This is a genomic window from Pseudomonas kulmbachensis (assembly GCF_963681935.1).
In the GTDB taxonomy this organism is placed as follows: Bacteria; Pseudomonadota; Gammaproteobacteria; order Pseudomonadales; family Pseudomonadaceae; genus Aquipseudomonas; species Aquipseudomonas kulmbachensis.
Map to the genome: position 1 here is coordinate 5,032,957 of NZ_OY817088.1, position 12,032 is coordinate 5,044,988.

Annotated in this window: 10 protein-coding genes; 6 read left to right on the forward strand and 4 right to left on the reverse strand. The window is 59.2% G+C overall.

Translation table 11 applies throughout. The features are described 5' to 3' along the window. Positions 1-114 precede the first annotated feature (114 nt). Together rimB and rimK are read left to right on the forward strand one after the other, a co-directional pair. The gene (gene rimB / locus U5A05_RS22950) at positions 115-597 is read left to right on the forward strand and encodes a retropepsin-like aspartic endopeptidase RimB (protein ID WP_261740118.1); all 483 of its coding nucleotides are present in this window, start codon (positions 115-117) and stop codon (positions 595-597) included. Beyond that, complete coding sequence (rimK, locus tag U5A05_RS22955; RefSeq protein ID WP_016783140.1) at positions 594-1,499, forward strand: 30S ribosomal protein S6--L-glutamate ligase; 906 nt, start codon at positions 594-596, stop codon at positions 1,497-1,499. The genes rimB and rimK overlap by 4 nt, the downstream gene beginning before the upstream one ends. Positions 1,500-1,659: 160 nt before the next feature. Here rimK and U5A05_RS22960 read toward each other — a convergent pair whose 3' ends face one another. Together U5A05_RS22960 and ompR are read right to left on the reverse strand one after the other, a co-directional pair. Next, entirely contained in the window at positions 1,660-2,973 is a 1,314-nt protein-coding gene (locus U5A05_RS22960; RefSeq protein WP_261740119.1) for an ATP-binding protein, read from the reverse strand. Positions 2,974-3,087: 114 nt separating this feature from the next. Further along, positions 3,088-3,828: an osmolarity response regulator transcription factor OmpR gene (gene ompR / locus U5A05_RS22965; RefSeq protein WP_261740120.1), complete on the reverse strand. Its 741-nt coding sequence runs from the start codon at positions 3,826-3,828 to the stop codon at positions 3,088-3,090. A 358-nt stretch (positions 3,829-4,186) separates the two neighbouring features. Between ompR and U5A05_RS22970 the strand changes: the two genes are divergently transcribed. The 4 genes from U5A05_RS22970 (at position 4,187) to U5A05_RS22985 (ending at position 9,303) form a co-directional block, all read left to right on the forward strand. Continuing rightward, positions 4,187-6,508: a Tex family protein gene (locus U5A05_RS22970; RefSeq protein WP_261740121.1), complete on the forward strand. Its 2,322-nt coding sequence runs from the start codon at positions 4,187-4,189 to the stop codon at positions 6,506-6,508. Continuing rightward, positions 6,508-6,891, forward strand: coding sequence for a PaaI family thioesterase (locus tag U5A05_RS22975; RefSeq protein WP_321834993.1), 384 nt, complete (start codon positions 6,508-6,510; stop codon positions 6,889-6,891). The genes U5A05_RS22970 and U5A05_RS22975 overlap by 1 nt, the downstream gene beginning before the upstream one ends. A 200-nt stretch (positions 6,892-7,091) precedes the next feature. Further along, a complete protein-coding gene (gshA, locus tag U5A05_RS22980) occupies positions 7,092-8,675 on the forward strand; it encodes a glutamate--cysteine ligase (RefSeq protein ID WP_261740123.1) in 1,584 nt (527 codons plus the stop codon). A 364-nt stretch (positions 8,676-9,039) separates the two neighbouring features. Beyond that, positions 9,040-9,303, forward strand: coding sequence for a DUF3077 domain-containing protein (locus U5A05_RS22985; protein WP_261740124.1), 264 nt, complete (start codon positions 9,040-9,042; stop codon positions 9,301-9,303). Between the two features lie 91 nt (positions 9,304-9,394). Here the strand turns inward: U5A05_RS22985 and argA are convergent, their stop codons facing one another. Next, complete coding sequence (argA, locus tag U5A05_RS22990) at positions 9,395-10,693, reverse strand: amino-acid N-acetyltransferase (protein ID WP_261740125.1); 1,299 nt, start codon at positions 10,691-10,693, stop codon at positions 9,395-9,397. Positions 10,694-10,826: 133 nt separating this feature from the next. Next, on the reverse strand, positions 10,827-11,969 hold the full coding sequence (gene argE, locus U5A05_RS22995; RefSeq protein WP_261740126.1) for an acetylornithine deacetylase: 1,143 nt from the start codon (positions 11,967-11,969) through the stop codon (positions 10,827-10,829). Between the last annotated feature and the right edge of the window lie 63 nt (positions 11,970-12,032).

The window sequence follows — 12,032 nt, forward strand, 5'->3', positions numbered from 1 at the left end:
TTGCCGGATATTCTGCGTGAATACCGTTTGTAGACTGCCAAATCGGCATCGCCGATTGTTTTACCTGCAGGGTTCCTCCTGCGGCCTGAATACGTTAATCGCTGGTTACTTATATTGAAGACTTTTGATCACTTGACCGTTGTCGGTCTGCGCGAGTGGGTGGCGCTTCCCGATTTGGGAGTCGCGGGCCTGCGGGCGAAAATCGACACCGGTGCCAGTACCTCCAGCTTGCACGCCTCCGAAATCGAGCCATTTGTGCGCGACGGAGTCGAGTGGGTACGTTTCAATGCCCATTTGGGCACACTGGTACAACTGCGTCATCGCCGCTGTGAAGCTCCCTTGGTGGCCATTAAAACCATCAAAAGCTCCAACGGCCACACCCAGGTTCGCTATGTGATCCGCACCGGCCTGGCGCTGGGTGACCGGGTCTGGCAGGTCGAATTCACCCTCGCCTGCCGCAAATCGATGCGTTACCGCTTATTGCTGGGCTCAAAAGCCCTGATTGACGGCCAACTGGTCGTCAATCCTGAACATAAATATGTTCAAGACAAGCCGGTGTTCCCGGTCACTACTACCTCTGCCACAGGTGTTGCATGAAGATCGCTGTGCTGTCGCGTAACCCGCGTCTGTATTCCACTCGTCGTCTGGTTGAAGCCGGTACCGAACGAGGCCATGAAATGGTAGTGATCGATACCCTGCGCGCCTATATGAACATTGCCAGTCATAAGCCGCAGATTCACTATCGCGGCAAGCCGCTGGAAGGCTTCGATGCGGTGATTCCGCGCATTGGTGCGTCGGTTACATTCTACGGCTGCGCGGTACTGCGCCAGTTTGAAATGATGGGGGTTTTCCCGCTCAACGAATCGGTGGCGATTGCCCGTTCGCGGGACAAACTGCGCTCGCTGCAACTGCTGTCGCGGCGTGGCCTGGGTTTGCCGGTGACCGGCTTTGCCCACTCTCCGGATGATATTCCCGACCTGATCGAAATGGTCAACGGCGCGCCGCTGGTGATCAAAGTGCTGGAAGGCACCCAGGGTATTGGCGTGGTGCTGTGTGAAACCGCCACCGCCGCAGAGTCGGTGATTGAGGCCTTTATGGGGCTCAAGCAAAACATCATGGTGCAGGAATACATCAAGGAAGCCGGCGGTGCCGATATTCGTTGTTTCGTGGTCGGGGACAAGGTGATCGCGGCCATGAAACGTCAGGCCAAACCGGGCGAGTTCCGTTCCAACCTGCACCGTGGCGGCAGCGCCAGCCTGATCAAAATTACACCGGAAGAGCGCATGACCGCCATTCGTGCGGCCAAGGTCATGGGACTGAGCGTGGCAGGGGTCGATATCTTGCGCTCCAACCACGGCCCGCTGGTGCTGGAGGTCAACTCTTCACCTGGGCTGGAAGGCATTGAAACCACCACAGGCAAGGATGTGGCCGGGATCATCATTCAGCATCTGGAGAAAAACAGCAGCCCGCATATGACGCGGACCAAGGGCAAGGGCTGATCGACCCTGTAGCAGCTGCCGAAGGCTGCGTCCGATTGCGCAGCGATCGTAAAACCTGAATGTGCGGTCTTACAGGCAAACCGTACACTCAGGTTTTACGTCGACTGCGTCGACGAACGCAGCCTCGTTCCTTCGGCAGCTGCTACGCAGATTCCCAAGCTTAGACCGCCCCTCTTGGCAACATCAGCCCCAGCGGCAGGCGTACACGAGCTTCCAGCCCGCCGCCGCTGCGGTTGCGCAATTCGACATTGCCGCCATGCATGGAGGCAATCCGCTTGACGATCGCCAGGCCCAGGCCCGTACCTTTACCGCCACGGGCACGGTCGCCGCGAATAAACGGATTGAAGATATCTTCAAGCTCCGAAGGGTCAATCCCCGCCCCCCTGTCCATCACGCTCAGTACCACGTACGGCGCGCTGACGTCTCCGGACACATAAGCCGCAACCTCAACGTCTTCGCCCGCATGGTGCAGAGCATTGCCGATCAGGTTGTTGAGCAGGCGTTTCATCGATACCCGGCGCAACGCAAACGGCTGGATCGGCTGCAAACGCAAGCGAACCTGCTCACCGTTCTGGTTGTAGGGCGCCACGACTTCGCGGATCAATTCACACAGGTCAACTTCTTCGACCGGCTCATCACGTCCATCACGGATGAAGGCCAGGAACTGATCGAGGATCGCATCCATGTCTTCGATGTCACGCACCATATCGTCCGAAAGATCGCTGTGGTTGCCCATCAGCTCCAGAGACAGACGCAAACGGGTCAGCGGGGTCCGCAGGTCATGGGACACGCCCGCAAGCATCAGCTCACGCTCACGGCCTGCCTGCTCGACGTCTTCAGCCATTTGATTGAAGGCACTGTAGACCTCGGTCATTTCGCTGGGCGTGTCACTAATGGGCAAGCGCACACTGCGCCCCTGCCCCAGCTGACGTGCCGCATACACCAGACGCTTGAGCGGCTGATTGAGCTGGCTGACGAAAATCCAGGCCGATGCAGTGGATAGCAAGCCAATCGCCAGGAACCAACCCAGCACATTCCAGATTTTCTGCCCGCGAAGCGGGTGCGGGTATAACGGCACTTTCAGCCAGCCTTCACCCAGGCTCGGGGCACGCACCCACAGCGCAGGAGACGTGTGCATCCGCAAGCGAACTTCGGTATCAGGCCCAAGCTCAGCCTGCATCTGACGTTGGTAGATTTCACTGTAGGGCCAGTGTTGCTCACCCTCGGGCACACCGCCGCCCACGACACGCACCAGATCGACGGCATCGATAATCTTGTTACGGTTTTCTTCATCAGCGGCCCAATAGGCGCGCAGGGTCAGTGCCACACCGTGGCTGTATTGGCGATCGACCAATACGTCCTCGTTCATGAGCAGATAAACCAGCGTCAGGGCCTTGGAAAACAGAACGACAATCAGGACGAGCCAGAGAGTGCGCGAGAAAAAACTTTGGGGAAACCAGAGAGGGGTTTTCATAGACAGCCGCTTTTACACTTTGCAGGAACGAGCCCTGAGACCCGCAAAAAAAGTATCGCGAGCCGATCAGGTCCCCGAAGGGCACCTGCATGGCTCGCTCCTACAAATGAGCGATTACTTGGTCGCGTTACCATCGGGCACGAACACATAACCTACGCCCCAGACGGTCTGGATATAACGCGGTTTGGACGGGTCCGGCTCGATCATGCGACGCAAACGGGAAATCTGGACGTCGATTGAACGCTCCAGCGCATCCCACTCACGACCACGGGCCAGGTTCATCAGCTTGTCGCGAGTCAATGGTTCACGAGCATGCATGACCAGGGCTTTAAGCACTGCAAACTCACCCGTGGTGAGCATGTGAACTTCATCGCCACGCTTAAGCTCGCGAGTCGCCAGGGACAGCTCGTAATCACCGAACGTCACGCTTTCGTCTTCGCTGCCCGGCGCACCCGGCACCGGAGCCGCTTGGCGGCGCAGCACGGCACGCACCCGCGCCATCAGCTCATCGGGGTTGAACGGTTTGGCCAGGTAATCGTCGGCGCCCAGTTCCAGGCCCTTGATACGGCTCAGCTCGTCGCCCTTGGCGGTCAGCATGATGATTGGCACCCGGTTGCCTGCTGCACGCAGACGGCGGCAGGCTGACAAGCCGTCTTCGCCAGGCAGCATCAAATCCAGTACCACCAGGTTAAATACCTCACGAGCCAGCAAACGATCCATTTGCTCGACGTTCGGCACAGCACGGGCGCGATAGCCCTTGCTGACGAAGAAACGTTCCAGCAGGCTGCTCAGCCCAGGATCGTCATCAACGATGAGAATTTTTTCGCCTTCAGCCGTTTGTGCAATGCTGCTCATTAGATGCTCCTGTGATCTCGGCGCGCATTATGGCTTAGCCGCTGTGATACGCATGGTGTGCATTGTTAGCAGATTTTTCCTGCATAAACAGCAGACCCGTCAATGAGGCCGTAGCGCGCAGTGCCCTGAATCCGGGAACGCTGGTTATAATGCGCCGCCTTTTGTGTCAGGCAACCTCGAATTTTCAAAGGTTGTGGCAGGATTTATTTTTTCAGCGCCTGCCGTAATTTGCTGATTTCACGGGTCAACAGGCTGCCCTTTTGGCCCAGGTAGCGGCGCCCTCCGGGCCGCTCAACCAGCCTCGCAAGCCTTCAAGCCCGGGCCTGCGAGCCTGCATCACAATTTGTCAGGTGGTTTTATGGACAGCATCAACAGCCGCATCGCCGAAGAACTTGGCGTGCGCCCGCAGCAGGTCGAAGCGGCCGTCGCTCTTCTGGATGAAGGCTCCACCGTGCCCTTCATCTCTCGCTACCGCAAGGAAGTGACCGGCAGCCTGGATGACACCCAATTACGTCATCTGGAAGAACGCCTGCGCTATCTGCGCGAACTCGACGAACGGCGTCTGAGCATCCTCGCCAGCATCGAAGAACAAGGCAAGCTGACCCCGGAACTGGCCCGCGACATCAAACTCGCCGAGACCAAAACCCGCCTCGAAGACTTGTACCTGCCGTACAAGCAAAAGCGCCGCACCAAGGGCCAGATCGCCCTGGAAGCAGGCCTGGGCGAACTGGCAGATGGCCTGTTCAACGACCCGACACTCAATCCCGAAACCGAAGCGGCCCGTTTTGTCGACACTGAAAAAGGTGTGGCAGACGTCAAGGCAGCCCTCGATGGCGCCAAGTACATCCTCATGGAGCGCTTTGCAGAAGACGCCAGCTTGTTGGATAAACTGCGCAGCTTCCTCAAGCACGAAGCCATCCTCAGCGCCCGCGTGATTGCTGGCAAAGAAGAGGAAGGCGCCAAGTTCCGCGACTACTTCGAACACGACGAGCCGCTCAAAAGCATGCCGTCGCACCGTGCTCTGGCGATTTTCCGGGGCCGCAACGAAGGTATCCTCAGCTCGTCGCTCAAAGTCGGTGAAGAATTGCCCGGCACACTGCACCCCGGCGAGATGATGATTGCCCAGCGCTTCGGCCTGGAAAATCAAAATCGCCCGGCGGACAAATGGTTGGGCGAAGTGGTGCGCTGGACCTGGAAGGTCAAGCTCTATACCCACCTCGAAACCGACTTGCTGGGTGAGCTGCGCGACGGTGCCGAAACCGAAGCGATCAACGTATTCGCCCACAACCTGCACGACCTGCTGCTGGCTGCACCTGCTGGCCCGCGCGCCACCCTGGGTCTGGACCCGGGCCTGCGTACCGGCTGCAAAATTGCCGTGGTCGATGCCACCGGCAAGCTGCTGGAATACGCCACCGTGTACCCCCACGTGCCGCACAACAAATGGGACCAGACCATCTCGGTCATGGCCGCCCTGTGCGCCAAGCACTCGGTGGAGCTGATTGCCATCGGCAACGGTACTGCCAGCCGCGAAAGCGACAAGCTGGTCATCGATCTGATGAAGAAATACCCGGCCTTGAAAGTCACCAAGGTGATGGTCTCTGAAGCTGGCGCTTCGGTGTACTCGGCCTCGGAACTGGCGGCCAAGGAATTCCCGGATCTGGACGTTTCGATCCGTGGCGCAGTGTCGATTGCCCGCCGCCTGCAAGATCCACTGGCAGAACTGGTGAAAATCGATCCAAAGTCCATCGGTGTCGGCCAGTACCAGCACGACGTGTCCCAGCTCAAGCTGGCTCGCGGCCTGGACGCTGTGGTTGAAGACTGTGTAAACGCCGTGGGCGTGGATGTGAACACCGCCTCCGTGGCGCTGCTGGCACGTATTTCGGGCCTTAATGCCACGCTGGCACAAAATATCGTCAGCCATCGCGACGAAAACGGCGCGTTCAAAACCCGTGCGGCGTTGAAAAAAGTCAGCCGCCTGGGCGAAAAAACCTTCGAGCAAGCGGCAGGTTTCTTGCGCGTCATGAATGGCGACAACCCATTGGACAGCTCGGCGGTTCACCCCGAGGCCTACCCGCTGGTCAAGCGCATTGCTTCGGATACCGAGCGTGACATTCGCTCGCTGATCGGCGACGCCAGCTTCCTCAAGCGCCTTGATCCGAAGAAGTTCACCGACGAAACCTTCGGCCTGCCGACGGTCACCGACATTCTGCAAGAGCTGGAAAAACCAGGCCGCGACCCGCGTCCTGAGTTCAAGACCGCCGAGTTCCAGGAAGGCGTCGAAGACCTCAAGGACCTGCAACTGGGGATGATTCTGGAAGGTGTGGTGACCAACGTGACCAACTTTGGTGCTTTCGTCGATATCGGCGTGCATCAGGACGGTCTGGTGCACATCTCGGCCTTGTCCGAGAAGTTCATCAAGGACCCGCGTGAAGCCGTGAAAGCCGGTGACGTGGTCAAGGTCAAGGTCATGGAAATCGACATCCCGCGCAAACGCGTAGGCCTGTCGATGCGCATGAGCGACACCCCCGGCGAAAAAATCGACGGTGCTCGCGGTGCACGCCCGGGTTCCGCCCCGCGCCAGCAAAACACAGCACCACGCAAGGAAACGGTTGCCGCAGCGCCGAGCAATAATGCGATGGCCTCGCTGTTTGCCAACGCTAAACAGCTGAAGAAACGCTAATGGCGCTCCCGGATGGTCTGACCCAAAGCGCTTTCAGCGAGTTGATCGGTTGCCGCGTGCAGTCGCTGGAAGACGGCGTGGCGCATGTGGCGCTGAGCCTGGAGCCGCAACTGCGCAACCGGGGCGGCAAGCTGCACGGTGGCGTGTTGTTCAGCCTGGTGGATATCAGCATGGGGCTGGCGTGCTCCAGCGCTCATGGTTTTGATCAGCAGAGCGTGACCATCGAGTGCAAAATCAACTACATCCGCGCGATGTCTGAAGGCGATGTGCTATGCATCGCCAAGGTCATTCACCCGGGGCGACGCACTCTGGTCGTCGAAGCAGAGGTGTTGCAGGGCGACAAACTGGTCGCAAAAGCACAAGGCACGTTCGCTGTCCTGTAGCCGCCGCTGGGTCATTTGAGTTAATTTCGGCATTGCTAACGCGGTGCCGAAATGCGCTTGGAGCGCTCAGGGGCCGAAACAGGGACGGGGCCAAAGCACTATCAATAAAAGCCAGGCGACCACGCCGGTTTCAACTTCACCCTTGTAGACCGTCCTGACCACCCCCATATTGGGGCGACTGACGCGTGAAGGAATCCAACTTGAGCCAACTTCTCAACCGCCGCCTGGCTCTGCTCAGCGAGCGCGCTAACCTCACTCTGCTTGAGCAATGCCTGCACGGCATCGAGCGCGAATGCTTGCGCGTCACAGCCGATGCACGCCTGGCGCAGACCCCGCACCCAGAAGAACTGGGCTCGGCCCTGACCAACGATCAGATCACCACCGACTATTCCGAGTCGCTGCTGGAGTTCATCACCCCAGCCCTGCCCGACCCGGCAGACACCCTGGCCAGCCTCGACAAGATTCACCGTTTTGCCTACAGCAAGCTCGGCAACGAGTACCTGTGGAGCCCTTCGATGCCGTGTCCGTTGCCGGCCGAAGAAGACATCCCGATTGCCTACTACGGCACGTCCAATATCGGACAGCTCAAGTACGTGTACCGCAAGGGCCTGGCCCTGCGTTACGGCAAGACCATGCAATGCATCGCCGGCATTCACTACAACTTCTCCCTGCCCGAGGCCCTGTGGCCTGTACTGATGCAGGCTGAAGGCTTTGTCGGCACCGAGCGCGATTACCAATCGAACGCCTACATCGCCCTGATCCGTAACTTCCGCCGTTACAGCTGGCTGCTGATGTACCTGTTCGGCGCCTCGCCTGCACTGGATGCCGGTTTCTTGCGCGGCCGTTCGCACCAGCTTGAACAGCTGGACGCCGACACCCTCTACCTGCCGTACGCCACCAGTCTGCGCATGAGCGACCTGGGTTACCAGAGCAACGCCCAGGCCGGCCTGACGCCGTGCTACAACAACCTCGACAGCTACACCGACAGCCTGCGTAAAGCAGTGGCCACGCCTTACGCGCCCTATGTTGAAATCGGCACGCACAAGGATGGCGAATGGGTACAGCTGAACACCAACATCCTGCAAATCGAAAACGAGTACTACTCCAACATCCGCCCCAAGCGCGTGACCTACACCGGCGAACGGCCGATTCAGGCCCTCGTGGCGCGTGGCGTGCAGTACGTAGAAGTGCGCTTGCTCGATATCAACCCGTTCCTGCCGGTGGGCATCGACCTGCCTGAAGCGCGTTTCCTGGACGCCTTCCTGCTGTATTGCGCGCTGCAAGACAGCCCGCAGTTCGACAGCACGGCCTGTGGCAATTGTTCTTCGAACTTCCTCAGCGTAGTCAAGGAAGGTCGCCGTCCGGGCCTGCAATTGCAGCGTGATGGTGCAGCAATCGACATGAAGGAGTGGGCGGCAGAGCTGCTGGAAAAAATCGCTCCGCTGGCTGCCCTGCTCGATCAGAGCCACGGTGGCGACACCCACAGCAAAGCGCTCGACGAACAGTTGGCCAAGATCCAGGACGTGTCACTGACGCCGTCTGCCCGTGTGCTGGCCAGCATGGCCGAGCACAAGGAAAGCTTCGCCCAATTCTCGATGCGCCAGAGCCTGGCCCATGCCGAGTACTTCCGCAGCGAGCCACTGAGTGCTGAAGATCAGGCCGCGTTCGAAGAGAAAGCACGCAAGTCACTGCTCGAACAAGCCGAGACCGAACAAACGGAAGAAGGCGACTTTGACCTGTTTGTAGCGTCGTATCAGGCGAGCATTTTGGCGATCAGTAACTAAAAAACCCCTCACCCTAGCCCTCTCCCGAAGGGAGAGGGGACTGATCAGTGGTGTTCGTGCGAGCGAGCGCAGTCAGTTCCTACGCCCACTGAGGCAATGGACGGCTTCCGCGTTTTGAAGGGAGGCGTACTGTGCGTTGTCACTGAAAAAAACAGTGGCCGGGCCTGGAAACCCGGGTAACAATAATCGCCTTAATGCCATCAATCCCTGTGATTGTTGGCGTTTTTATATGTTATGGCGGCTGTGCGCGGGAGGTCCTCGGACTTGCCGGGTTCCTATTGTCCCGGTTTCCAGCCTGCGTACAGCTGCCACCTTCGCCTGGAAACGAAAGTGACAGCTCTTAATTACTATAGGAGCGCACTAAATGGCTGATCACACCCCAATCAAAACCCTCGGCACCGTCACCTTCGGCCCTTGCGGCCAGGACAACCACGAACTGTTTCGCGTCAACTCCGATATACCGCTGCGCCAAGCGCTGGAGCAGGTGTCGGCGTTGCTCTATTGCGCAAAAAAACTGGCACTGGATGCCGCGCTGGATAAAGACTGCCAGCCCCATGCCTGGGCTTCGCATTACTTGTGCGACATGGGCAAGGCGGTGCTTGATGATGTGTGTTTGCGGGAGTTCTGACGGGGTTTGCTGAGCCCTGTGGGAGCGAGCCGCTCTCGAAAGTCATCGCGAGCAGGCTCGCTCCTACAGTTGAATTGTTCCTCGTCAGCGGTTACAGCGTTTTTTCAAATATCTTCGAGTTACGCTGGTAGTTGTACAGCGACGCTCGCGCCGCCGGCAGGCGCTCTACACCGCTCGGCACAAACCCGCGCTCACGGAACCAGTGGGCAGTGCGTGTGGTTAATACAAACAGGGTTTTCAAGCCCTGAGCCCGCGCACGGTTTTCGATGCGTTCGAGCAGCTCATCGCCACGGCGACCATGACGGTACTCCGGGTTCACCGCCAGGCACGCCAGCTCCCCCGCATCCGATTCGGCAATCTGATACAGCGCCGCACAGGCGATGATCATGCCTTCGCGTTCAACCACGCTGAACTGTTCGATCTCGCGCTCCAGTACTTCACGGGAGCGACGTACCAAAATGCCCTGCTCTTCCAGCGGGCTGATCAGCTCAAGCAAGCCACCAACGTCTTCAATCGCCGCCTCCCGCGTAACTTCAAATTGCTCTTGCGCCACCAGCGTACCGCCACCGTTACGGGTGAACAGCTCTGTGAGCAACGCGCCATCTTCGGCATAGCTGACGATATGGCTGCGGGCTACACCGCCGCTGCAAGCCTCAGCGGCAGCTTCCAGCAGTTCGGCCTGGTAGTCGCTGCCCAGACGCTTCATGTGCGCTGGCACTTGCTGTGGGCGCAACTCGCGCACCAACCGTCCCTCTGCGTCGAGCAAGCCCGATTCGGCGCCGAACAGCAGCAGTTTGTCAGCCGCCAGATCAATGGCGGCGCGGGTGGCGACGTCTTCGCAGGCCAAGTTGAAAATCTCGCCGGTCGGCGAGTAACCCAAGGGCGACAGCAGCACAATCGAGCGCTCATCGAGCAGGCGGTTGATACCCTTGCGGTCGACCCGGCGCACTTCGCCGGTGTGGTGAAAGTCGACGCCATCAAGCACGCCAATCGGCCGCGCAGTGACCAGATTGCCGCTCGCCACCCGCAGGCGCGAGCCCTGCATCGGCGAGGAGGCCATGTCCATCGACAAGCGTGCTTCAATCGCAATGCGCAACTGGCCCACGGCGTCGATTACGCACTCCAGGGTTGTCGCGTCGGTGACGCGCATGCCGTTGTGGTAATTGGGCACCAAGCCACGGGCTTCAAGGCGGCCATCGATTTGCGGGCGCGAACCGTGAACCAGCACCAAACGCACGCCCAGGCTGTGCAACAGCACCAGGTCGTGGACGATATTGCCAAAGTTGGGGTGCGCCACGCCGTCGCCGGGGAGCATGACGACAAAGGTGCAGTCGCGGTGGGCATTGATGTAGGGAGATGCGTGACGAAGCCAGTTAACGTAATCGTGCATAACCAGAGCCTGTAAAAATTAAGTCGCCTAAAGAGGGCAAAAACAGCAAACGCACAGCGGGCTGGTGGTTATCGTCGAAACATTGTTGGCAACACGCGCGCTCTCCTTGTGTGCAGGGCAAAGGGTATTTTCGCTATTTCAGGCAATAGTGTTCGATCAGTTGAGTCAGTAGACGCACTGTCGGCTGCAAACGTGACATTTCCAGGTGTTCACCCGGTTGATGCGCGCAAGTGATATCACCCGGGCCCAGCACGATGGTTTCGCAGCCAAGTTGCTGAAGATAAGGCGCTTCGGTGCCAAACGCTACTGCTTGCGCACGATGCCCGGTGAGTCGCTCGGCAACCCGCACCAACTCGGCATCCGCGTCCTGTTCGAACGGCGGCACGCCGGCAGCAATGGGCGCGAAATCGATCTTCACTTGATGGCGTTCAGCCAAGGGCTGCAGCTTGCTGCGAATGATGGCCCGCAGCGCGTTGGGGTCCATGCCCGGCAGTGGCCGCAGGTCGAACTCCAGTGAGCACTGGCCGCAAATCCGGTTCGGGTTGTCGCCACCATGAATGCAGCCAAAGTTCAGGGTCGGCTGAGGCACGCTGAACTGCGGATTACGGTATTCGTTGAGCCACTGCTGGCGCAGCCCCTTAAGTTCGCTGATCGCGTCGTGCATGGCCTCCAGCGCGCTGTGGCCAAGGCTTGGGTCGGATGAGTGGCCGCTTTGCCCAAGAATCTCGATGCGTTCCATCATCACGCCTTTGTGCATGCGGATCGGCTTGAGCCCTGTCGGCTCACCAATCACTGCGGCGCGGCCCAGCGGGCGACCGGCTTCGACCAAAGCCCTGGCCCCGGCCATCGAGGTTTCTTCGTCGCACGTTGCCAGAATCAGCAGTGGCTGCTTGAAGGGCTGATCGAGCAATGGGCGTACGGCTTCGATCACCAGCGCGAAAAAACCCTTCATGTCGCAGCTGCCCAAGCCCACCCAGCGGTTATCGACTTCGGTCAGTTTGAGCGGATCGGTCTGCCACAGTGCTTCATCGTAGGGCACGGTGTCGCTGTGCCCTGCCAGCACCAGCCCGCCGGGGCCGCTGCCAAAGGTTGCGAGCAGGTTGAATTTGCCTGGGCTGACCTGTTGGATATCGCAGTTGAAGCCCAGCTCGGCGAGCCAGGTCGCCAGCAAATCGATCACGCCACGATTGGATTGATCCAAGTGGGGCTGGGTGCAACTGACCGACGGCATGCCGATCAAAGCCGCGAACTGCTCTTTCATGGAAGGTAAAGGCATGCGCTGACTTCCTGTTGGCGGGGCGAGGCCCATCATAGAGCCATCTGCGCCGCAGAATAAACC

Excerpts from the sequence above, each read along its gene's own strand:
- argA (WP_261740125.1), bottom strand. The coding sequence starts at position 10,693 with ATGCACGATTACGTTAACTGGCTTCGTCACGCATCTCCCTACATCAAT.
- U5A05_RS22970 (WP_261740121.1), top strand. The coding sequence starts at position 4,187 with ATGGACAGCATCAACAGCCGCATCGCCGAAGAACTTGGCGTGCGCCCG.
- U5A05_RS22975 (WP_321834993.1), top strand. The coding sequence starts at position 6,508 with ATGGCGCTCCCGGATGGTCTGACCCAAAGCGCTTTCAGCGAGTTGATC.
- argE (WP_261740126.1), bottom strand. The coding sequence starts at position 11,969 with ATGCCTTTACCTTCCATGAAAGAGCAGTTCGCGGCTTTGATCGGCATG.
- rimK (WP_016783140.1), top strand. The coding sequence starts at position 594 with ATGAAGATCGCTGTGCTGTCGCGTAACCCGCGTCTGTATTCCACTCGT.
- ompR (WP_261740120.1), bottom strand. The coding sequence starts at position 3,828 with ATGAGCAGCATTGCACAAACGGCTGAAGGCGAAAAAATTCTCATCGTT.
- U5A05_RS22960 (WP_261740119.1), bottom strand. The coding sequence starts at position 2,973 with ATGAAAACCCCTCTCTGGTTTCCCCAAAGTTTTTTCTCGCGCACTCTC.
- U5A05_RS22985 (WP_261740124.1), top strand. The coding sequence starts at position 9,040 with ATGGCTGATCACACCCCAATCAAAACCCTCGGCACCGTCACCTTCGGC.